The sequence below is a fragment of the Elioraea tepida genome, from assembly GCF_019203965.1.
GTDB classification, from domain to species: Bacteria; Pseudomonadota; Alphaproteobacteria; order Acetobacterales; family Acetobacteraceae; genus Elioraea_A; species Elioraea_A tepida.
In genome coordinates, this window is sequence record NZ_CP076448.1 from 1,641,954 (window position 1) to 1,663,455 (window position 21,502).

At 71.8% G+C, this 21,502-nt stretch carries 21 protein-coding genes and 1 pseudogene; 18 read left to right on the forward strand and 4 right to left on the reverse strand.

The annotated features are described in order from the left end of the window. Positions 1 to 2 precede the first annotated feature (2 nt). The 9 genes from KO353_RS07910 to KO353_RS07950 all read left to right on the forward strand — a co-directional run bounded on the left by KO353_RS07910 (position 3) and on the right by KO353_RS07950 (position 5,927). On the forward strand, positions 3 to 380 hold the full coding sequence (locus KO353_RS07910) for a DUF2628 domain-containing protein (RefSeq protein ID WP_218287147.1): 378 nt from the start codon (positions 3 to 5) through the stop codon (positions 378 to 380). A gap of 5 nt (positions 381 to 385) precedes the next feature. Then, entirely contained in the window at positions 386 to 1,039 is a 654-nt protein-coding gene (gene hisH / locus KO353_RS07915; protein WP_218287148.1) for an imidazole glycerol phosphate synthase subunit HisH, read from the forward strand. Positions 1,040 to 1,165: 126 nt separating this feature from the next. Continuing rightward, on the forward strand, positions 1,166 to 1,708 hold the full coding sequence (locus tag KO353_RS07920; protein WP_235692103.1) for a GNAT family N-acetyltransferase: 543 nt from the start codon (positions 1,166 to 1,168) through the stop codon (positions 1,706 to 1,708). After that, on the forward strand, positions 1,708 to 2,433 hold the full coding sequence (gene hisA, locus KO353_RS07925) for a 1-(5-phosphoribosyl)-5-[(5-phosphoribosylamino)methylideneamino]imidazole-4-carboxamide isomerase (RefSeq protein WP_218287150.1): 726 nt from the start codon (positions 1,708 to 1,710) through the stop codon (positions 2,431 to 2,433). Before KO353_RS07920 ends, hisA begins: the two co-directional genes overlap by 1 nt. Positions 2,434 to 2,584: 151 nt before the next feature. Further along, entirely contained in the window at positions 2,585 to 3,358 is a 774-nt protein-coding gene (gene hisF, locus KO353_RS07930) for an imidazole glycerol phosphate synthase subunit HisF (RefSeq protein WP_218287151.1), read from the forward strand. Between the two features lie 2 nt (positions 3,359 to 3,360). Next, positions 3,361 to 3,852, forward strand: coding sequence for a phosphoribosyl-ATP diphosphatase (locus KO353_RS07935; RefSeq protein ID WP_218287152.1), 492 nt, complete (start codon positions 3,361 to 3,363; stop codon positions 3,850 to 3,852). A gap of 75 nt (positions 3,853 to 3,927) precedes the next feature. Beyond that, a complete protein-coding gene (locus KO353_RS07940; RefSeq protein ID WP_218287153.1) occupies positions 3,928 to 4,314 on the forward strand; it encodes a histidine triad nucleotide-binding protein in 387 nt (128 codons plus the stop codon). Positions 4,315 to 4,422: 108 nt separating this feature from the next. After that, complete coding sequence (locus KO353_RS07945) at positions 4,423 to 5,100, forward strand: BON domain-containing protein (RefSeq protein WP_218287154.1); 678 nt, start codon at positions 4,423 to 4,425, stop codon at positions 5,098 to 5,100. Beyond that, positions 5,097 to 5,927 (forward strand): transglutaminase-like domain-containing protein, encoded by an 831-nt coding sequence (locus KO353_RS07950; protein ID WP_235692069.1) that lies wholly within the window; start codon positions 5,097 to 5,099, stop codon positions 5,925 to 5,927. The genes KO353_RS07945 and KO353_RS07950 overlap by 4 nt, the downstream gene beginning before the upstream one ends. A gap of 48 nt (positions 5,928 to 5,975) precedes the next feature. Here the strand turns inward: KO353_RS07950 and KO353_RS07955 are convergent, their stop codons facing one another. After that, positions 5,976 to 6,626, reverse strand: a complete 651-nt coding sequence (locus KO353_RS07955; protein WP_218287155.1) for a TetR/AcrR family transcriptional regulator — start codon at positions 6,624 to 6,626, stop codon at positions 5,976 to 5,978. Between the two features lie 103 nt (positions 6,627 to 6,729). Between KO353_RS07955 and KO353_RS16735 the strand changes: the two are divergent. From KO353_RS16735 to KO353_RS07985, 7 genes and pseudogenes are all read left to right on the forward strand, one after another. Continuing rightward, positions 6,730 to 7,632, forward strand: a pseudogene (locus KO353_RS16735) (flavin monoamine oxidase family protein); the annotation flags it as partial. A 426-nt stretch (positions 7,633 to 8,058) separates the two neighbouring features. Then, positions 8,059 to 9,012: a glutathione synthase gene (gene gshB, locus KO353_RS16430; protein ID WP_235692104.1), complete on the forward strand. Its 954-nt coding sequence runs from the start codon at positions 8,059 to 8,061 to the stop codon at positions 9,010 to 9,012. 28 nt (positions 9,013 to 9,040) lie between these two features. Further along, a complete protein-coding gene (locus KO353_RS07965) occupies positions 9,041 to 10,765 on the forward strand; it encodes a class I SAM-dependent methyltransferase (RefSeq protein ID WP_218287157.1) in 1,725 nt (574 codons plus the stop codon). 52 nt (positions 10,766 to 10,817) lie between these two features. Next, positions 10,818 to 12,476, forward strand: a complete 1,659-nt coding sequence (locus tag KO353_RS07970) for a hypothetical protein (protein ID WP_218287158.1) — start codon at positions 10,818 to 10,820, stop codon at positions 12,474 to 12,476. Further along, complete coding sequence (locus tag KO353_RS07975; RefSeq protein WP_218287159.1) at positions 12,473 to 13,456, forward strand: DndE family protein; 984 nt, start codon at positions 12,473 to 12,475, stop codon at positions 13,454 to 13,456. Before KO353_RS07970 ends, KO353_RS07975 begins: the two co-directional genes overlap by 4 nt. 69 nt (positions 13,457 to 13,525) lie before the next feature. Beyond that, positions 13,526 to 14,008 (forward strand): type IV secretory system conjugative DNA transfer family protein, encoded by a 483-nt coding sequence (locus KO353_RS07980; protein WP_218287160.1) that lies wholly within the window; start codon positions 13,526 to 13,528, stop codon positions 14,006 to 14,008. A gap of 134 nt (positions 14,009 to 14,142) precedes the next feature. Next, complete coding sequence (locus tag KO353_RS07985; RefSeq protein WP_218287161.1) at positions 14,143 to 15,135, forward strand: Bug family tripartite tricarboxylate transporter substrate binding protein; 993 nt, start codon at positions 14,143 to 14,145, stop codon at positions 15,133 to 15,135. Between the two features lie 55 nt (positions 15,136 to 15,190). On the opposite strand, the gene nth is transcribed toward KO353_RS07985, so the two are convergent. Continuing rightward, positions 15,191 to 15,949 (reverse strand): endonuclease III, encoded by a 759-nt coding sequence (gene nth, locus KO353_RS07990; protein ID WP_218287162.1) that lies wholly within the window; start codon positions 15,947 to 15,949, stop codon positions 15,191 to 15,193. Positions 15,950 to 16,027: 78 nt separating this feature from the next. On the opposite strand from nth, the gene KO353_RS07995 reads away from it, so the two are divergent. Continuing rightward, positions 16,028 to 16,561 carry a DUF2244 domain-containing protein gene (locus tag KO353_RS07995; RefSeq protein WP_218287163.1) on the forward strand — a complete coding sequence of 178 codons (534 nt, stop codon included), beginning with the start codon at positions 16,028 to 16,030 and terminating at the stop codon, positions 16,559 to 16,561. Here the strand turns inward: KO353_RS07995 and KO353_RS08000 are convergent. Continuing rightward, positions 16,527 to 16,988: a helix-turn-helix domain-containing protein gene (locus KO353_RS08000; protein WP_218287164.1), complete on the reverse strand. Its 462-nt coding sequence runs from the start codon at positions 16,986 to 16,988 to the stop codon at positions 16,527 to 16,529. The two genes, KO353_RS07995 and KO353_RS08000, sit on opposite strands and share 35 nt — an antisense overlap. Before the next feature lie 192 nt (positions 16,989 to 17,180). Further along, positions 17,181 to 18,764, reverse strand: a complete 1,584-nt coding sequence (gene lnt / locus KO353_RS08005) for an apolipoprotein N-acyltransferase (protein WP_218287165.1) — start codon at positions 18,762 to 18,764, stop codon at positions 17,181 to 17,183. Between the two features lie 145 nt (positions 18,765 to 18,909). On the opposite strand from lnt, the gene KO353_RS08010 reads away from it, so the two are divergent. Beyond that, positions 18,910 to 21,495, forward strand: coding sequence for a bifunctional diguanylate cyclase/phosphodiesterase (locus tag KO353_RS08010; RefSeq protein ID WP_218287166.1), 2,586 nt, complete (start codon positions 18,910 to 18,912; stop codon positions 21,493 to 21,495). Positions 21,496 to 21,502: the final 7 nt, after the last annotated feature.

The following is a 21,502-nucleotide window of genomic DNA, read 5'->3' on the forward strand; positions in this document are numbered from 1 at the left end:
GGATGACCATCTGGACGGTTCATGCGCGTGGCGCGGGAGAGCCGGTGCTCGTGCGCGAGGGGTTCTCGCCTTGGGCCTTCCTGTTCGCCGCGCCGTGGTTCGCGCTCAAGCGCATGTGGCTCGTTCTCGTTCTCTACCTCGCCGGGTCCGCGATCCTCGGGGTCGCGCTCGCGCCGCTGCCGGAGGCGCTCGCAGGCGCCTGCGCCGTCGCCGTCCAGCTCCTGATCGGCTGGCACGCGCGCGACCTCGAGCGCTGGACGCTCGCGCGCAAGGGGTTCCGGATGATCGGCGTGGTGGCCGCGCGCGGCGGCGAGGACGAGGCCTATGCCCGGCTCTATGCGGCGCGGCCGGAGCTCCTCGCCTGGGCCAGGGCGGCCTGAGGGCGATGGCCTCCACCGTCGCCGTGATCGACTACGGTTCGGGCAACCTCCGAAGCGCGGCGAAGGCGCTCGACGCCGTCGCGCCGGCAGGGATGGAGGTGGCCGTCACGGCGGACGCGTCGGTGGTGGCGCGGGCGGGGCGGATCGTTCTTCCCGGCCAGGGCGCCTTCGCCGACTGTCTCGCAGGGCTCGCCGCGATCCCCGGCCTGCTCGAGGTTCTGGCCGATGCGGTGCGCCGGCGCGGCGTGCCGTTCCTCGGCATCTGTGTGGGCATGCAGCTTCTGGCCGACCGCGGGCTCGAGCACGGGGTGCACCAGGGCTTCGGCTGGATCGGTGGTGACGTGGTCCGGCTCGACACGCTCTGGGGCGGCACCGCTTCCCCCTTGCCGATCCCGCAGATGGGCTGGAACAGCCTCGCCTGGGACGGGGCGTCGCACCCGCTCCTGGAAGGGGTTCGGCAAGGTGACCATGTGTACTTTGTGCATTCCTACGCGCTCCGCGCCGCCGAGGAGGGGGACGTGATCGCCGTGACGGACTATGGCACCCCGATCACCGCCGCCGTGGCGCGGGGCAATGTCGCGGGGGTGCAGTTCCACCCCGAGAAGAGCCAGGGCGTGGGGTTGCGGATCCTTGCCAATTTCCTGCGCTGGTCGCCGTGAGCGCAGAGCTTGAGAAGGGTTTGAGGGAGGAACCGTGCCGTGGACGCTGAGACGACGCGCGAGGGCGAGGCGGGTCGGCGCGAGAGGGGCGCTGACACGCCGCGGCAGAATGCGCCGAGCCTCGCTGTGGAGCGCGTCACCGAACTCGGCGACGAGGCGATCGCCGAGCTCTGCGAGGCGGCGGCGGCCGCGATCATCGACGGCGGCGGCTTCGGCTGGGTCAAGCCGCAGCCGCGCGAGGTGCTCGCCCGCTACTGGCGCGGCGTGCTGCTCGTGCCCGAGCGCGAGCTGTTCGTGGCAAAGCTCGACGGGGCGATCGTCGGCGCCGCGCAGCTCGTCCGCCCGCCGCGCAACAACGAGGCGCAGGCCTTCGCCGCCACGATGATGCACTTCTTCATCGCGCCGTATGCGCGCGGGCACGGGCTCGCCCGCATGCTTGTCCGCCGGATCGAGGAGGGCGCGCGCGCGCTCGGCTACAAGGTCCTGAACCTCGATGTGCGCGCGACCCAGGCCTCAGCGATCGCTCTGTTCGAGTCGATGGGCTTTGTCCGCTGGGGAACCCACCCGGTCTATGCCCTGGTCGAGGGCGAGGTGATCGCCGGGCATTTCTACTACAAGCTGCTCGACGGCATGCCCGGTCGGAAGCGCAAGGCGAGACCCGGGGGCTGATGGGGCTGACCCTCTATCCGGCGATCGACCTCAAGGGCGGGGCCTGTGTGCGGCTTCGCCAGGGAGAAATGGACGCGGCCACCATTTATGCGGAAGACCCTGCCGCCCAGGCGCGCGCCTGGGCTGAGGCGGGGTTCTCCTGGCTGCACGTGGTCGATCTCGACGGTGCGGTGGCGGGCGAGAGCCGGAACGGCACCGCCGTGCGGGCGATCCTCCGCTCCGTCACCATCCCGGTGCAGCTGGGCGGCGGGATCCGAACCATGGCCGCGATCGAGGCTTGGCTCGAGGCCGGCGTCGCTCGGGTGATCCTCGGCTCGGCGGCGGCGAAGGACCCCCCGCTCGTGCGCGCGGCCTGCCGCCGGTTCCCCGGGCGGATCGTGCTCGGGATCGACGCGCGGAACGGCATGGTCGCGACCGAGGGCTGGGCGGCGACCTCCACCATCCCTGCGCTCGACCTCGCGCGCGCCTATGGCGACGCCGGCGCGGCGGCGATCGTGTTCACCGACATCGGCCGCGACGGCATGCTCACGGGCCTCAACCTTGCCGCGACCGAGGCGATCGCCCGCGCCGTGCCCATCCCGGTGATCGCCTCCGGAGGTGCGGCCTCGGTCGAGGACGTGCGCGCCGTGCGTGCCTCCGACGCGCCGATCGCCGGCATCATCCTCGGCCGCGCCCTCTATGACGGCCGGATCACGCCCGCGGAGGCGCTCGCGGCCGCCGCCTGACCGCCCGGCTCGACGACCTTGCCACGTGTCGCGACGGCGTCGCCGCGGCGAGGCGGGTGCCGGGCTCCGTTACGGTTTTTTTCGTTTGCAGCGCCGAGGCTCCGGGCGCATAGGCGAAGGTTCAGCCGCGCGCCGGAGTCGCCCGCTCGAAATGCTCACCGTCCGGATCATTCCCTGCCTCGACGTGAAGGACGGGCGCGTCGTCAAGGGCGTCAACTTCGTCAGCCTCCGCGATGCCGGGGACCCGGTGGAGCAGGCCGCCCTCTACGACCGGGAAGGCGCCGACGAGCTCTGCTTCCTCGACATCACCGCAAGCCACGAGCGCCGCGGCACGATCCTCGAGGTCGTCTCCCGCACGGCGGAGCGCGTGTTCATGCCGCTCACGGTCGGCGGCGGGGTGAGCGAAGTCGAGGATTTCCGACGCCTCCTGCTCGCCGGGGCGGACAAGGTAAGCGTCAATTCCGCCGCCGTCGCCCGGCCGCGGCTGATCGCTGAGGCGGCGGCGAAGTTCGGCAGCCAGTGCGTGGTGGTCGCGATCGATGCCCGCCGCCGGGCGGACGGGTCCGGCTACGAGGTCGTCACCCATGGCGGGAGGAGGCCAACGGGGATCGATGCGGTCGCCTGGGCAGTCGAGGCCGCCGCGCTGGGTGCGGGCGAGATCCTGCTCACCTCGATGGACCGTGACGGAACCGGGGCGGGGTTCGACCTCGCCCTCACCCGCGCCGTGGCCTCCGCCGTGCCGGTTCCCGTGATCGCCTCGGGCGGGGTGGGCAGGGCGGAGCATTTCGCCGAAGGGGCAAAGGCGGGTGCGACCGGGCTGCTCGCCGCGAGCGTATTCCATTTCGGACAGATCACGATCGCCGAAGCCAAGCGCGCGGTGGCACGCGCGGGGCTTCCGGTTCGGCTTCCGCGCGAGGCCGCCTGAGCATGGCCAAGCCGCCGAAGAAGGCCGGGAAGAAGACCGAGAAGAAGGGGGCGGCCAAGCGCGCCCAAGCCGCCGCCCCGCGCCCCGCCGTACCGCCGCCGTTGCCGGGGCCGGACGGGGCGATCCTCGACCGGCTGTGGGCCACCGTCCTCTCCCGCCGCGGCGCCGACCCCGAGCTCTCCCACTCCGCACGCCTGCTCGCCCGCGGCACCGCCAAGGTGGCGCAGAAGTTCGGCGAGGAGGCGGTGGAGGCGGTGATCGAGGCGACGCGCGGCAACCGCTCCGCCCTGATCGGCGAGAGTGCGGATGTGCTGTACCACCTCATGGTGGTGTGGGTCGATGCCGGCATACGCCCCGAGGAGGTGTGGGCCGAGCTCGAGCGCCGCGAGGCGATGAGCGGCATCGACGAGAAGGCGTCGCGCGCCCGCCCGCTCACGCTCTCCGCCGTCGCCCGTCGTCTCCCTCCGCGGGGGCGCAGCACGAAGCTCTGGTAGCGGGGTTTGCCGGCACGCGGGCGGCGGTGCACTCTCGCGCCCGACCACGCCCACACGACGCACGGGAGCAAGTCGATGCCCGTCTCTGGCCTGCCGCCCTATGATCCCTCGAACGTGTTCGCGCGCATCCTCCGCGGCGAGATCCCCTGCCGCAAGGTGGCCGAGAACGACCATGCCCTCGCCTTCCATGACATCGCCCCGCAGGCGCCGGTGCATGTGCTCGTGATCCCGAAGGGAGCCTACGTGTCGCTGTCGGATTTCGCCGCCAACGCGACGGAGGCCGAGATCGCCGGGTTCTGGCGTCTGGTCGGCCAGGTGGCGAAGGAGCTCGGCCTCGAGGCGGGCGGCTATCGCGTGCTGTCGAACATGGGGGTGCACGGCCACCAGGAGGTGCCGCATTTCCACGTGCACCTGTTCGGCGGCCGCCCGCTCGGTCGCATGCTGCCGCGCGAGGGGCTTTAAGGCGAGGCCGTTGCGGCGCTTTGGCGCGGCCGCAACGGTGCTGCGCGTTGCGCCCGCGGCTTCGCGGCCGTTCTTGAACCGATCGCGGATCGTTCGCAGGATCGGGCCATGCGCCGCGCCCCTGCCGCTCTCGCCCTCGCGCTTCTGTTCGCCGCGCCCGCCTGCGCGCCGGTCGTCTCGCCCCAGGCGCTGGCGCTGAAGGCCGGTGCCGCCGTCGGCAGCATGGCGCTGCAGGACCGTGGCCTCGACGGCGCGCTCGCCGACAACGCGCTCGCGCTTGCGATCAACGAGGCCTGGCTCGGCGCTGACCCGGCGATCTTCCGCAAGGTCTCGACCTCGATCCACGACGGCGTGGTGGTGCTCACCGGATCGGTGCGGTTCCGCGCCACGGCCGAGCGTGCCGAAGAGCTCGCCCGCAGGGTCGCGGGCGTGCGCGAGGTGGTCAACCACATCAAGGTGGAGGAGGAGGGCTACGGCCTCGGCACCGCTGCCGCCGACCGCTGGATCACCCTCCGTCTCCGCTCGGCCTTGACCTTCGCGCCCGACGTCAACGCGGTGAACTATGCGATCGACACGGTGTCGGGCACCGTGGTGCTCTCGGGTGTTGCGCGCGACCAGGAGGAGGTGGACCGTGTCGTGTCGCTTGCCCGGTCGATCCCCGGGGTGAAGGCGGTGGTGACGGTGCTCAGGCTTCGCTCCGAACCGGCGTCCCGTGCCTTCGCCGATGCCTCCGCCGCGCGCCCTGCGGCGGCCTCGGTGCGCGCAGGGGCGCCCCCTTCGCCGTGACGCCGGAGGAGGTGAAGGCGCGCAGCCGTGCCGCTCTCGAGGCCCTCGGCGCCCTGCCCGACGAGCGGATCGACCTCGCCGAGGCCGCTCTTGCCTTCGCGCGGATCGACCTGCCGGAGGAGGACCCCGAGCCTGTGGTGCGGCACATCGCCCTTCTTGCGCGGGAGGCGGGCGTCTTGCCGCGCGCCGGGCCGGCGGAGAGCGCGCGTGCGCTGCGCGACCTCCTCGCCGTTCGCCACGGCTACCGCGGCGATTCCGAGACCTATGACGACCCCGCCAACGCCAACCTGATCCGCGTCGTCGCGCGCCGGCGCGGCCTTCCCGTCGCGCTCGGGATCCTCTGGCTCAAGGCCGCCGAGGCCGCCGGAGTCGAGGCCTGGGGGATCGACTTCCCGGGCCATTTCCTCCTCGGCGTCGGCGGGGCGGGGGCGGGGCAGGGCTTCGTGGTCGTCGATGTGTTCGACGCCGGCGCCCTGCGCACGGAGGAGGAGCTCGCGCGGATGCTCGGGAGCTTCCTCGGCCCCGGCACCCTGCTCGGCCCCGAGCATCTGAGGCGGATGACGCGGCGCCAGGTCCTGCTTCGGCTTCAGAACAATCTGCGGCTTCGCCGCGCCGCCGCCGGCGATCTCGAAGGCGCGCTCACTGCCGCCGAGGACATGCTGAGGGTGGCGCCCGAGGCCGGGTCGCTCTGGCGCGAGGCGGCGCTGCTTGCCGAGGCGCTCGAGCGGCCGCGCACCGCGCTCGCTGCCTGGGAGCGCGCGGCCGCTCTCACCGGCGAGGACGAGGCGGTGGCGGCGCTGGCGCGGCTTCGGGTTCGGCTGAACTGAGGGCGTTGCCTCTCGCCCGTGCCGCGACGGTCAGGGCCTGCCGCTTCCTCAGCAAGGCTCCGCTTCGCCCGGGTTCGCTCCACCCCCCGCCCGCTCCGGCTCCAGCTCCGGCTGGCCGAGCAGGCCTTCGGCGCGGGCCAGAGCGAACAGGTCGGCGGTCGCCTCAGCGGGTGCGACGCGGCAGAAGGGCGGCAGCATGTGGCCCGCCAGCCCGTCGATCAGCGCGAGCAGGCGCCGCGCCGCCCCGGCGGGATCCCGCGCCGTCATGCTCCCCTCCGCCACGCCGCGCCGGATCAGCGCCTCGACGCGCGACTGCCAGGCGAGCATCAGTTCGCGGCAGGCCTCGGCGATCTCGGGGTCGTCGCGCGCGACCGTCCAGGCGTCGAACCAGGTTCGCCACGTGTCGTCGGTCGCATCCGTCAGCACATCGGCGAGGAAGCGTCGGAGCGTCTCGGCCGCCGACAACCCCTCCTCCATGGCGAAGGCGGAGGCGAGGTCGCGCTCGGCGATCCGGGCAAAGGCGGCGGCCCTCAGCGCCCGGGCTGACGGGAAGTAGTGGAACAGGATGCCGACCGAGAGGCCGAGCCGGCTGGTGACGTCGCGCGTCGTCCAGGACTCGAGCCCGTTCTGCAGGATGGCGGCGCAGGCCGCCTCGAGGATCTCCTCGCGCCTGTCCTCGGCCGGCTTGCGTGCCGTCATCCTTGCACCCTTGACTCGACACCCCGTGTTGAGCGTATGTTCATTTGAGCGTTTGATCAACGCTTCCTGATGGAGTTTCCCCTTGTCCTCCCGCCATGACGTCGTGGTCATCGGCGCCGGCTTCGCCGGGCTGGCCGCGGCGCAGCTGCTCGAGTCGGCCGGCTGCCGCGTCTGTCTGATCGAGGCCCTGGCCCGTCCGGGTGGGCGTGCGGAGACGGTCACCGGCGTCGATGGCCGGCCGTGGGACGCCGGGGCTCAGTTCATCAACGGCGACATGCGCCGCGTGCTCACGCTCGCCCGGCGCTTCGGGCTCGGCCTCGTCGCCGCTCCCTTGGGCGGGCGGCCGGCGCTGCACGCCCCCGGCGCGGGCGAGGCGCAAAAGCGGCTCGCGCTTGCCGAGGCAGAGGCCTTCGAGGCCTCCGTTCCGTCCGACCCCGCACGCATCCCAGCCGACGCCTCGCTCGCCGACCTCGTGGTGGCCGAGCGCCTTTCGCCGCTCGGCCGCGCGACCGTTCTGTCGGCCATCGCCGAGCTCACCTCTGCCGCGCCGGGCGAAGTCTCCGCCGCCTGGGCGGCCTCGGGGGACGCGCGCTACGGCTCCGATCGCGGCGATGTCGAGTTCTTCCTCCGCGAGGGCTTCGGCAGGCTCGCCGAGGCGTTGGCCGCGTCGCTGCGCGCCCCGCCTCTCCTCGGCACGCCCGCGCTCGGCCTCGCGGTCGAGCGCGCGGGCGTGGCGGTGGCCACACCGCGCGGGGAGATCCGCGCCGCTGCCGCCCTTCTCGCCCTGCCGCTTCCGGTCGCGGCGCGGCTTCCGGCGCAGGGCCTGCCGCCGGAGGTGCGGATGGCGCTCGCCGGGTTCCGCGCCGGCGCGGTGGTGAAGCTCGCGCTGCGCTATGCCGAGCCGTTCTGGCGCTATGGCGGGTTCTCGGGCACGCTCCGCTCGGCCGTGCACCAGGGCCTCTGGTTCGGCGACACGACCGCGGGCGAGGGCGGGGTGCTGACGGCGCTCGCCGGCGGGCCCGCTCGCGCGCCGCCTCGCCGCCATGACGCCGGCGGATCGTCTCGCCTTCGTGTCGGCCGCTGTGGCCGAGGGCTTCGGCGGTGCCCCGCCCGTTCTGTCGTCGGACGAGCGTCTGTGGCTCGACCACCGCGCCTTGGGCGGCGGCTACTCGGCCCATCTCGCCGCCGGCGCCTCGCCCGACGCCGAGGCCGCGCTCGCCGGGCTCGACGCCCCGGTGGCCTTCGCCTCGACCGATCTCGCGCCCGAGTTCCCGGGCTTCGTCGAGGGCGCTCTCGCCTCGGGCGAGGCGGCTGCGTCGCGGCTGCTCGCCCGCCTCGGCGCCACCCGCGCCACCCCCCTGCTCGCGGCCTGATCGAGGCTTGCGCGGCCGGGCGGGGGCGGCCACCGTTGCCGGCGCAACGGGAGAAGCGCATGGACCGGTCACTCGCCGTCGCGATCCAGATGGATCCGATCGAGAGCATCAACATCGACGCCGACAGCACCTTCGTGCTCGGGCTCGAGGCGCAGGCGCGCGGGCACAGGCTGTGGCACTACCTGCCGCGGCATCTTTCCCTCTCTGCGGGCCGGGTGGTGGCGCGAGCGCGCCCGCTCGCGCTTCGCCGCGAGCCGGGCAATCATTTCACCCTCGGCGCGTGGGAGGAGCTCGACCTCGCGACCATGGACGTGGTGCTGATGCGCCAGGACCCACCCTTCGACATGGCCTACATCACTGCGACCCACATTCTCGAGCACATCCACCCGCGAACGCTCGTGGTGAACGATCCGGCGGCGGTGCGAAACGCTCCCGAGAAGCTCTACGTGACGCATTTCCCCGACCTGATGCCGCCCACCCTGATCACGGCCGACCCGGCGCAGATCGCCGCCTTCCGGCGCGAGCACGGCGATATCATCCTCAAACCCCTGTTCGGCAACGGCGGCGCTGGCGTGTTCCACATCCGGCCCGATGACCGCAACCTCAACGCGCTTCTCGAGCTGTTCACGGAACGGTCGCGCGAGCCCTTGGTGGTGCAGCGCTATGTTCCTGAGGTGCGTTCGGGCGACAAGCGGATCATCCTCGTCGACGGCGAGCCCTTGGGCGCGATCAACCGCGTGCCTGCGGAAGGCGAGGCGCGGTCGAACCTCCATGTTGGCGGCCGGGCAGAGCCCACGACGCTCTCCGACCGCGAGCGGGAGATCTGCCAGCGGCTGGGGCCGGCCTTGCGCGAGCGGGGGCTGATCTTCGTCGGCATCGACGTGATCGGCGGCTATCTCACCGAGATCAACGTGACCTCGCCGACGGGCCTGCAGGAGGTGGCGCGCTTCGACGGCCGCCATCTCGAGGCCGACATCTGGGACGCCATCGAGGCGCGCCTGGAGCGGGCGTAGCGGGGCGCGCGATGCACACTTCCCTGCCGTGACGGACACGGTCAGCCCCTACGAGCGCAACGCTTCGGGCTTCGTCGCGGCCTACGAGTCGCTCGCCTTCGAGGCGGTGCACGCTGGCCACCTGGCCTTCCTGCCCGAGCGCCCGGAGCTCGTCCTCGATGTCGGCGCAGGCAGCGGGCGCGACGCGGCGTGGTTCGCGGCGCGCGGCGCGGAGGTGGTGGCCGTGGAGCCGGCCGCGGCGCTGCGCACGGCCGCCGCAGCTCGCCATCCCTCGCCGCGGATCCGCTGGATCGACGATCGCCTGCCCGGCCTCGCCTCGGTGCGACGTCTCGGCCTCGCGTTCGATCTGCTCTGGCTGAGCGGTGTGTGGATGCATGTCGCGCCCGAGGCGCGGCAGCAGGCGATGCGGTCGCTTGCGATGCTGCTCAAGCCTGGCGGGAGGATGGTCCTCACTCTGCGCCACGGCCCTTTACCCGAGGACCGGCCGATGTGGCCGGCAGATCCCCGCGAGGTCGAACGCCTCGGCCTCGCCTTCGGCCTTTCGCCTCGTGCGGTGACGGCGCCGCGCGACGATCTCGCAAACCGCCCAGGCGTGCGCTGGCAGGCCGTGATCCTCGACCTGCCCGACGATGGTGGCGGTGCCCTGCCGCTCCTGCGCGGCATCATCCTGCGCCAGGAGAAGGCTGCGACCTACAAGCTCGCGCTCCTGCGCGCGATCGCGCGCATGGCGGAGGCGACGCCGAACGTGGCGCGCGAGCGCGAGGGGGGAGAGGAGATCGAGCTTCCGCTCGGACTCGTGGCTCTGCACTGGCTCAGGATGTTCAAGCCGCTGCTCGAACGCGGCCTGCCGCAGATGCCCGTGCGTGCTGGCGCGTCCCCAGCCTTCGTGGGAGAAGCCTTCCGTGCCCTGTCGGCCCTCGAGGCGGAGGAGCTGCACCTCGGCGCGACCTTCACGGACGCAACAGCAGCGGCTCTTCGCCGTGCGCTTGCCGACGCGGCGCGGACGATCGTCGCTATGCCTGCGCGGCATCTCACGCATCCCGACGACACGCCCGTGTTCCGCGCGGAGTACGATACGGTGCCGCATCGTGCCGCGGAATTTGCCCTGACCCTGCCCGTGTTGTGGCGCTACGGAACGATCGCGGTTCCGCTCTCGCTGTGGCAGGCCTTGCGCCGCTTCGGCACCTGGATCGAGCCGATGCTGGTCGCAGAGTGGGCGCGGCTCTCGCTCGGCTATGCGCGTCGGGCCGGATACGACATCCGTCTCGAGGACGTGCTCGAAGCGCTCCGCTGGAGCGAGCCAGAGCGCGATGCGAAGCCAGTGCGCGCGCTCGCGCTCGGGCGCCTCGCGGCGGGGGAGCCGGTGCGCTGCGTCTGGACGGGCGAGGCGCTGACGCGCGAGACGCTCGACATCGACCACTGCCTGCCCTGGTCGGCCTGGGCCTGCAACGATCTCTGGAACCTTCTGCCGACATCGCGGCGCGTGAACCAGAGGGGCAAGCGCGGGCGCCTCGTCGCCGCGCCGGTGCTCGCAGCGGCCCGGCCGGCGATCCTCGACTGGTGGCAAAGCGCGTATCTCGCCGAGCGGAATCTTGCCGTTCGTTTCGTGGAGGAGGCGAGAGCGAGCCTGCCGCTCGCCTGCCCCGATCCCCCCTCCGCCGACGATGTGTTCGCAGCGGTCGAATTCCGCAGGCTTCGGCTTGCGCAACAGATCCGGCTTCCCGAGTGGGACGGGCCCGGGAAGCGGGGCTGAGGCCAGTCGCGGTCCGTTCCGTCCGGCAACGCCATCGTGGCCGACGCGGCGTGTGGTCGAGCCGCCGCGCACCGAACAGGACCCTGACGGATGGTGGCGCGAGTGGATCGCGCGGACCTTCCTGCCGCCGCACCTCGCTCCCTTCTTCCTGTTCGATGGCGAGGCCGCGTCCGCCTACGCAGAACGGGACATGGGCGCGCAGGTGAAGGAGGGGATAGACGGGCTTCTCGGGTTGGTGTGGCTCCGGCGTCTCGCGCAGAGCCTTCGCGACTATGCGGCCAACCGGCGAGGCCAGGTCGCCAAGGGGCCCGACGCCGCCACGATCGTGCGTCTCGAAGCGGAGGTGAAGCAGCTTGAAGCCGAGGTCGCTGGCGCCGAGGAGCGGCTCAAGGAGATCGAAACGGAGCTTGCGGGGCTTGAGAGCGAGCGGCTGACCCTGACCCGCAAGCTTGCCGGTTCGGGAGGGCGAACCCGTGCGGAACTCGAGGATCTGATCCGCGCCAAGGCAGACGCCGAACGGGACCTCGAGAAGGTCAGGGACAAGCTGTCTTCGCTCGCCGATGGCGCTCTGCCGTTCTCCCTGGTCGGTGGCGCGCTTCGCGCAAGGCTGATCGATCGCCTTGCGAAGGAAGCGCGGCGAGAACAGTGGCTCGCCTCGGCCGAGGAGACGCGCGCCCGTGCCGAAACCGTGCTTGCCACAGCGGCGAACGCCTTCGCCTGCGTCGCCCCGCCTCTGACGGAGGGCCAGCATGCCCAGGTTCGGGAGGCGATCAGGGGTGCGCTGGAAACGCTCTGGAACCCGCCGCCCCAGGACGTCGCCGAAGACTTCAGGCACGAACATGCGACGGGAAGGCTTCGGGAAGCGGTTCGAGCGAGGCTCGAGGACGCAGCGTCGATCACGGCGGGCACGGTCGCGGACATCCTGGAACAGGAGGCTCGCCTCGCCTCGGCACTGCGCAAGTTCAACGCTGAGATTGATGCGGCGGAAGGGACGGGTGGAGGGCTCGAGGGCGATCGGGAACGCCTGGAAGAGCTGCAACGGAGGATCGCGGCGCTGAGCCGCGAGGAGGGCGAGAAGCGCGCCATCGTCTCCTCGCGCGGCGAGGATCTCAGGCAGAAGCGGGCCGAACTCGCGCGGCTGACAGAGACTCTTGACCAGACGAAACGGCCGGCGCGGCTTGCGAAGCGAGCGGAGCAGATCGCGCTCATGCTCGACAATCTCCTCCGCGACGCGCGGCCGCTGCAAAGCCAGGCAATCGCTGAGGAGATGACGCGGGCGATCGGGGCGATGGCGCACAAGAAGGACCTCTTCCGCCGCGTCGACATCACCGCTGATGGCGAGGTCCGCCTGCTCGGCCCGGGCGGACAGAACCTCCGCGACTACGATCTCGCCGCGGGCGAGAAGCAGGTCTTCACCCAGGCGCTGTTCGCGGCGGTGGCAGCGGTGTCCCAGCGCGTCTTCCCGCTCGTCATCGACACGCCGCTCGGCCGGCTCGACGAGGAGCACCGGATCGGCGTTCTGCGGTTTCTCGCCGAACGGCCAAGCCAGGTGATCCTGATCTCGACAGACACCGAGGTCGTCGGCCCCTACCTGGACGCAGTGCGTGACCGCGTGGCAGACGCTTGGCTCTTGCGGAACGTCACGGAGGGCGACAGCGGGCGGTCCTGGGTCGAACGCGGCTACTTTCCTGGTCAGGGTCTCTCGCCATGACCGCCGCCGCCAGTCACCGGCCCAGTCTCGACGAGATCGCAACGGCGGGCTTCCGCGCCACGACTGAGACCGACGAGATCGCCCGCCGGATCAAGGACGCGATCGGCGCGGGCGCGAACTACGTTCCCGCACGGCTTGCGATCGGCCGTTCCCTGGCTCTGCCGGACAGGCCCGCTCCTGCCAAGGGCGAGCCCGGCCGGACCATCAAGGGAGAGAACCTCTTCGGCACCGGTGCCGATCTCGCGACCTGGGTGTCGCTGATCATCGAACACGCTGGTGAGGCACCGCCCGATCTGCGCGCGTTCCAGGCTCTTGTCTCAGCCCATTGGGTGCGAGGGATGCGCCTCCTTGCGGAACTCTACGACGCCTCCAATGGCGATGCCTTCGAGTTCAAGCGCAGCCTCGCGGAGGCCGCCCTACCCGAGGGCCCGGCGAAGCCGGTGGACGGGACCGGCCCTGCGCCGGCCGCCGAGGGGGCACCGGTCGCGCTTGTGATCCCTGTGGGCGAGGTCGCGCAGGATGCGGCGAGCGGAGAAACGGTCACCTGGGCGCTCAACGCTCCCGGCGGCAGCCCTCATGCCGCGTTCATGGGCGCGGTCGGGTCGGGCAAGACGCGCACGGCAGCGGCCATGCTGCGGGCGATACGCGCGCGCGTGCCGGTGCCGATCCTCGCCTTCGACTTCAAGGGCGACATGTCGGATACCAACAACCGGCTCGATCAGGCTTTCGCCGCGACAGTGATCGAACCGCCGCGGACCCCGGTCCCGCTCGATGTGCTTGCGCTCTCAGATCGTTCTCGGACCGGGATAGCCCTCGCTGCGCAGCGTCTGCGCGACAGCCTCGCCACGCTCAGGGGCTCTGCCTTCGGCCCGGTGCAGAAGGGCCTCTTCGGCGACGCCGCGGAACGCGCCCTCGGCGCCCATGCGCCCTGCCGCCTTGGCGATGTGCTCGCCGCTTTGAGGGCCATCTACGCCGACTAGGGCCGCAAGGAGGACGGCGCCACTGCCTCGCTCGCGGATCTCTGCCGCTTCGCCTTATTTGACCCGCAGTTGCGGCCGGAGGCCTTCTTCGCCCGGTCCTGGATCATCAGGCTGACTTCCGACCTGCCCGATCTCGTGAAGGTCTCCATCGTCACCCTGATGACCGATGCGCTCGACCGCCACCTCAACAGCCTCGCCGACGCGGCGATGGACGCTGACGGAAACCGTGCGCTTCGCGTCCTTTGTGTGATCGACGAGGCGCATCGCATCCTGGGCGTCAAACTGCCTGGGCTGTCGGGTCTGATCCGGCTCAGCCGGTCGAAGGGCGGGGCGGTCATGCTCATCTCACAGGGGCCGGATGACTTCGACGGCGTCGAGGACGACTTCTTGAACGAGATGGGGCTTGTCGTCGCGTTCAGGACCAACGCCGATCCGAAAGCGGTGCGTCGGATCCTGGGCCCTGGTGCCAATCTCGCGCTGCTCGAGCGAGGCGAGGCCTGGGTGAAGCTCGCGGGCGAGCCGGCTGCGCGGAAGGTGCTCGCTTGGCGCTGAACCTCCACCGCCGATCCGCCCGTTGATCGACCAGCAGGGCGCGCGGGCGTGCCGGGCGGCGGGCGTGGCTTCGGCTCTGGCGCTGCGGCGCCGGCGGTGCCTATCCTTGCGGCAACACGTGCAGGGAGGACAGCATGACCCACCCGACCATCGGCCGCCGCGCAGCGCTTGCTGGCCTCGCCGCCACACCCCTTGTCCGGCCCGCGCGGGCCCAAGCCTATCCCTCGCGCCCCGTTACCCTCGTCGTCGGCTTCGGCGCCGGTGGGGCGACCGACCTCGGCGCGCGGCTCCTCGCCAACCACGGCCAGCGCCATCTCGGCCAGCCAATCGTGGTCGAGAACCGTGTCGGCGCCTCGGGCGTGGTCGGGACCGATTTCGTCCGCCGCGCCCGGCCCGACGGCTACACGATGCTGATGAGCCGCGGCGCCCCGGCGACCATCTCGCCCGCTCTCGAGCCGCGCACCACCCCTTACAAGTGGGACGACTTCACCATCATCGGGCTGTCCGACGTCAATGCTCTCTGCGTTTGCGTCAAGGCCGATGCGCCCTACCGCACCGGGGCCGACCTGATCGACGCCATCCGCTCCCGGCCCGGGCAGCTCAACTACGCCTCCTCCGGGCCCCTCTCGCTGATCGGGCTTGCTTCGAAGATGTTCCTCTGGGCGGCGGGGCTGCCGGTCGATGCCGCCGTCGAGATCCCGTTCCGGTCTGGGGCGGAGACCATGACGGCGGTGATCTCCGGCCAGGTCGACTTCGCCTCCTTCAACCTCAGCGAGGCCGCCCCCGGCCTCTCCGCCGGCACGCTGCGGGCGATCCTCGTCACGGTGCCTGACCCGTTCCCCGGTGTGGCCGGCGTGCAAACGGCACGAGAGGCGGGGCTGCCGGTGCTCGAGAACCTCGTCGGCTGGAACGCTCTCGTCGGCCCGCTGGGGCTGCCTGAGGAGGTGGTGGCGAAGTGGACCGGCGTGCTCAGCGCGCTTAAGGACGATCCGGAGTGGAACGCAGGGCATCGCCGGATCGGCAACATTCCGCGCGTGCTCGAGCGCGAGGCGACCACCGCTTTCATGCGCGAGCAGTACGAGCTCTACGTCCGGCTCGGGCGCGAGGCGAAGCTCGGCGCAGGCTGAAGGGCGGGGGCCGCGGCGGGTATGCTCCGCAAACCACGCGGCTTCGGGTGCCGCCTCAGCGTCGGGGTAGGACCGCTCGCCCGCGTGGGCGCGGACCGTCCCCGGCCTTCGGCGCTTCTGCCGGCGGAGGCGTCTTCCTTCCATATCTGCACCACTGCGCCACCACGCAGCGCCAGCACTCGGGCCGGCGCGCCTTGCACACGTAGCGCCCGTGCAGGATCAGCCAGTGATGCGCATCGCGCAGATATTCGGGCGGCACCCGCGCGATGAGGGCCTCCTCCACCGCACGCGGCGTCTTTCCGGGAGCGAGTCCGGTGCGGTTGCCGAGACGGAAGATATGCGTGTCCACCGCCATGGTCGGCTGGCCGAAGGCGACGTTCAGCACCACGTTCGCCGTCTTCCGCCCGACCCCCGGCAGGGCCTCGAGGGCGGCCCGGTCGGCCGGTACCACGCCGCCATGGCGCTCGACGAGCTGGCGGGCGAGGGCGGCGAGGTTGCGCGCCTTCGCCTGCCACAGCCCGATCGTGCGGATCAGCGGCGCGATCCCCGCCTCGCCGAGCGCGGCCATGGCTTCGGGTGTGGGGGCGGCGGCGAACAGGGCGGGGGTGACCTTGTTGACGGCGGCGTCGGTCGTCTGCGCCGAAAGCACCACCGCGACAAGAAGCTGGAACGTATCGCCGTAGTGGAGTTCGGTTCGCGGTGCCGGGTTGGCGCGGGCGAGCGCCTCGATGAACGGGCGAACGTCCGCAGCCGGCATGCGCCGCGCGGTGGGGCGAGCGGGCCGCGCGCGCGGCTTCCTCGGAGCGGTCTCCATGCCCGCTTCATGCGCGGGGCGTGCCTCGGCCGCAAGCCCGGCTGGCGCGGCCCGCGCCGGCGCCCTATCGTCCGGCCCATGTCCGAGCATGATGAGGGCGCGGCACCGTTGTTCCATGCGGTTCTGACGGCGGGGCGGAGCCTCGGTGCGCGCGGTCTTGCCTGGGCGGCGGGAGCGCTGGCGGCGGCCGCAGCGGCGAGCATGGTGGCGTTCCTGCTTGTCGGCGCCTGGCCGGTCGCGGGCTTCGTCGGCGCCGAGCTCGGGGCGGCGGTGCTTCTTCTGCTCGCCCACCATCGTGCGGGCCGGGCGCGCGAGGAGCTCACGCTCGACGGGACGGGGCTGACCGTGGCGCGGATCGACTGGGCCGGGCACCGGCTCGAGGAGCGTCTTCCGGCCGCGTGGCTTCGCGTCGCCGTTCGGCCTGCCGAGGGGTCGCGCCCCGGCCATATCGAGCTCGCCACCCATGGGCGCCGGGTTGCCGTCGGCGCCTTCCTGACGCCTGGAGAGCAGGCCGAGCTCGCCGAGGCGCTCGAGCGGGCGCTGGCGCTGTGGCGCGCGCCGGCGCTCGAGCCAGGCCTCAGCCCGGGGAGTCGATCGGCGCCAGCGACTTGATCAGATCGAAGACGCGCTTGCGCACCGCCGGGTCGGTGATTCGGTAGTAGGCGCGCACGAGTTCGAGCGTCTCGCGCCGGTGCAGCGTGTCGTCGTCGAACCCTTCCTGCGGCTCGGCGAAGCCGACGGCGCGCCGCACCGCGCCGCTGCCATACTCGCGCGCGAGCGGCTCGGGCATGTCGTCGAAGAAGAAGCTGATCGGCACATCCAGCACGCGGGCGAGGTCGAACAGGCGCGAGGCGCCGACCCGGTTCACCCCACGCTCGTATTTCTGCACCTGCTGAAAAGTGAGCCCGAGCGCCTCGCCGAGCCGTTCCTGGCTCATGCCGAGCAGGGTGCGGCGCAGCCGGATCCGGCTGCCGACATGGACATCGATCGGGCTCGGCCGGCTCTCGCGCTCGGCCTTCTCGGTTTGCTCGTCCGCCATGGAAGCAACCCCTTTGCTGCCAAGCGACCCCGCGCTTCCGTCATGCATGCGAACGGCACCCCCTTCTCGGGCAACGCTTCGGGCCTTGCCCCCGGCATCGATAAACAAAGAGTAAACGATACAACCGCTGCGCGTCAACATCCGTCCAGGTTGCGACGGATATGCATTCCATCGAGAGACAGAGCGTATTTTTTAAATGCTCCCTCCAAGAACCTGCAACCGTATGCGAAGAACGACGCTAGCCACTACCGCTCCAAGCGCCAGCCCGAACGGGATCCATCCACCGCCCCGCGCAAACGGCGTGGGCGCGCGCGCGCCCGGCAAGGGGGCGGCGAGCACCCCGGTCTGCCCGAGCCCGAGAGCGCCGACCGTTCGCCCGCGCGCGTCGAACACCGCGGAGATCCCGGTGTTCGCGGCCCGAACGAGCGGCAGCCCTTCCTCCACAGCGCGCAGACGCGCCGCCGCAAGGTGCTGATAGGGGCCGGAGGAGAGGCCGAACCAGGCGTCGTTGGTCAGATTGAGCAGCCACGAGGGGCGCTCGCCAGGAGCGGTCACCCGGCCAGGAAAGATCACCTCGTAGCAGATCAGCGGTGAGAAGGGCGGCACAGCCGCTCCCTCGAGCGTGAGCGTGCGCGGCCCGGGACCTGCGGAGAAGTCGAGATTGCCCGGAACGATGGTCTCGAGCGGCAGAAGCCGCCGCAACGGCACGTATTCCCCGAACGGCACCAGGTGATGCTTGTCGTAGAGGCCGATCACCCGCGCCTCTCCGTCGAGCGCGACCAGGCTGTTCCAAATCCTGACCGGCGGCGCCGCGCCGTCCGGCAGACGCTCAAGACGCGGCGTTCCCGCGATCAGGACCGCGCCAGGGGGGAGCGCCCGGGCGGCCGCTTCGCGTGCCCGCTCGTCGGTGGCGAGAAGGTAGGGCGAAGCGGTCTCGGGCCAGACCACGACCACCTGCCCTTCTCCCTCCTGCTCCCGCGGCAGCGGAACACCGGCGGTGAGGCCGAGGTAGTGGCGGAAATGCGCAAGCTTGAGGTCGTCGCGCCACTTGTGCCCCTGGGCGATGTTGCCCTGCACGATCCGGATCGCCACCGGCTGCACCGGCGGCTCCTCCGGCCACAGGCGCGCAAGCCCGACGGCGAGGCCGCCGAGCAGGATCGCGCCTCCCAAAGCCGCGGCGCGCCGCGACCACACGAGCGGCAGGCAGGCGATCAGAACGGTCGCGAGGCTCAAGCCCCAGGCGCCGATCCAGGCCGCCCCCTGCACCGGCAGCGCCCCGAAGGCCCAGGCCGAGCCCACGAGGTTCCAGGGAAACCCGGTCAGCACCACCCCGCGCGCCATCTCGCCGAGCGTCCAGAGCCCGGCGAAGCCGAGCACGCGCGACCAGCCGTCAGGGAAGAGGCGAAGCGCGACCACCGTGGGGAGGGCGGCGAACAGCGCGAGAAGGGCGGCGATCGCAGGTACCGCGATCGGCACGAGCATGGCGACGATCGCCCGCTCGCTCTCCATCACGAGCGCGTTCGAGATCCACCACAGCCCGGCGATGAAGTGTCCCCAGCCCCAGGCCCAGGCTGTCCAGAACGCGCCCGCAAGCGTGCGCCGGCTGCCGGCGAGGATCAGAAGCCCGGGGAAAGAGAGCAGCAGCGCGGGCAGAAGGTGCAGCGGCGCGAAGGCGGCAGCACCCAGAGCGCCGAGGCCGAAGGCGGTCGCGCCCGCGCGCCAGCCCTGGCGCGAGCGGAGATGCGCATCGATGCGTGCGGCGAGGCGATTGATCATGGCGCCCGCACCCTGGCCGGGCTTCGACGCTCGCAGCAAGGGCTGTCGGAAGGCGCCCCGCCTCACTGCCGTGATCGCGACCGGGCAGCTAACGGATTGGAAAGCTCGCCCCTCTAGTGGATCTCCATAACCCTCGAGTTTTGCGATGAACGACGCTGTGCGGCGCGATCATCAAGGCCCACTCGCCACCCCTTCAGCCGAGCTGTTCCTCGAGATCGCCGGCGTGGGCGGCTGGGAGCTCGAGCTCGAAGGCGGCCGCGCGCGATCCATCCGTTGGAGCAGACTCACCAAGGCCATCCACGAGGTCGGGGAGGACTTCGTCCCAACGCTCGAGACAGCGCTCGCCTTCTACCCGCCCGAGGCGCGGGCGGTGCTCGAGCCCGCGATCGCCGCCGCCATCGACACGGGGGCGCCGTGGGACCTCGAGCTTCCCTTCGTCACCGCGCGCGGCAGGCCGATCTGGGTGCGCGCGCGCGGCCGCGTGGTCGAGCGAAACGGCGCCTGCGTGCGTCTCGCTGGAACCTTCGAGGACATCACCGCACGCCGGCAGAAGGCGCTCGAGCACGAGCGCCTCGCCCTGGTCGTCAGCCAGATGACCAACGCCGCGATCCTGACCGACGCCGAGGGCAGGACCGTCTGGGTGAACGACGCCTTCGTCTCGCTCACCGGCTACACGCTCGAGGACCTTGCCGGGCGAAAGCCGGGAGAGGTGCTGCAGGGGCCGCGGACGGACCGAGCCGAGGTCGCGCGCATTGCCGCGGCGCTGCGCGCAGCCGAGCGAGTCGAGGCCGAGCTCCTGAACTACCGCCGCGACGGCACGCCCTACTGGATCGGCATGACCATCACCCCGGTCCGCGACGCCTCCGGAGCGCTCACCGGCTTCATCGCGATCGAGACCGACGTCACCGCGCGGCGCGCAGCCGAAGCCGAGGCGGCGGCGGAGATGAACTGCCGCCGCGAGGCCGAGGCGCTGTTGCGCGACGTGCTCGACGCCATCCCCTCCGGCGTCATCGCCTATGATCGGGAGGACCGTTTCCTGCTCGCCAACCGCGCCTATGCCGCCCTCTACCCCGAGCTCGTGCCGCATCTCGTGCGCGGCAGGGCGCTGACGGAGATCCTCTGGGCGGGGGTCGAGGCGGGGCTCTATGTGCGCGAGCTCCCCGCCGACGCGCCCGCCGAGGAGAAACGCGCCTGGGTCGAGCGGCGGGCTGCCGACATCCGAAGCGCGCGGCGAAGCCGCGTATTCCAGACCGTCGATGGTCGCTGGCTGCAGGGGCGGGAGGGGCGCTCGCCCTCCGGCAACCTCGTCTGCGTGCGCACCGACATCACCCGCCTCAAGCGCGCCGAGGAGGAGATCACGCTGCGCGCGGAGACCGACCCGCTCACCGGGCTCGCCAATCGCACGGTCCTGTTCACCCGGCTTGCACACGAGTTCGAGACACGACGGGCGCGTGACCGGGGCGGCCTGCTCGTCACCTTCGACCTCGACCACTTCAAGGATATCAACGACTCGCTCGGGCATCAGGCAGGCGATACGCTCCTGCGCAAGCTCGGGCGGCGGCTTCGGGCCGCGGTGCGGGCGGAGGACACGGCGGCGCGCTTGGGCGGCGACGAGTTCGCCCTGATCCTTCCCGGGCTTGTGTCCCTTGCGGAGGCGGAGCGGTTCCTCGCCCGGCTGGTGGCGCGGCTCTCCCGTGCGATGACCGTTTCCGGGCACAAGATCGCGCCCGCGCTCTCGCTCGGCTGCGCCTTCTATCCGGGCGATGCCGGCTCGCCCGAGGAGCTCTACCGCGCCGCCGATGCCGCCCTCTACGAGGCCAAACGCCAGGGCCGCGGGCGCTGGACCTTCTTCGATCGCGCGCTCGAGGCGGAGACGCGGCGTCGCAGGACGCTCAGCGAAGCCCTGCGCAGAGCTCTCGAGGAGGAGCGGATCGAGATCGCGCTGCAGCCGCAGGTTCGGCTCGCCGACGGGGAGCATGTCGGCTTCGAGGCGCTCGTGCGCTGGAGCCGCGACGGGGTGCCGGTGCCGCCCTCGGAGTTCGTCCCGATCGCCGAGGAGACGGGGCTGATCGTTCTGCTCGGCTCGAGGGTGCTGCGGGCGGCGCTCGCGGCGATCGGAGCCATGCTCGCCCGCGGCCTCGAGCCGGGACGGCTCGCGGTGAACGTCTCGTCGCCTCAGCTCACCGACCCGGGTTTCGTGAGAATGGTGGAGCGGCTCTGCCGCGAGGCGCGGGTGAGCCCCGCGCGGCTCGAGATCGAGGTGACGGAGACCGTCCTGCTCGACCGTTCCGCTGCCCGGATCGCCGAGGTTCTCGCCGAGCTCCGCGCGCTCGGGGCCACGATCGCGCTCGACGATTTCGGCACCGGCTACGCCTCGCTCGCGCATCTGCAACGCTTCCCGGTGCAGCGTCTGAAGATCGACAAGAGCTTCATCGCCGCGATCGACCGCGACGGGCGGGAGGCGAAGATCGCTGCGACCGTGATCGGGCTCGCGCGCGGCCTCGGCATGGAGGCGGTGGCCGAGGGTGTGGAGACGGCGCGGCAGCGGGACTGGCTCGCGGCGCAGGGCTGCGCGATCGGCCAGGGCTATTTCTTCGCGCCGCCGCTTTCGGTCGAGGCGGCGGCTGAGGCGCTCGCGCGCCGCTGGACCCACGAGCCGCGCGCCGCCGTGGTGCCGCTGCCGCGCCTTCGCCGTCGCGCCGCGGCCCACCGCGCCGCCGGAACGGTCTGAGCGCCGT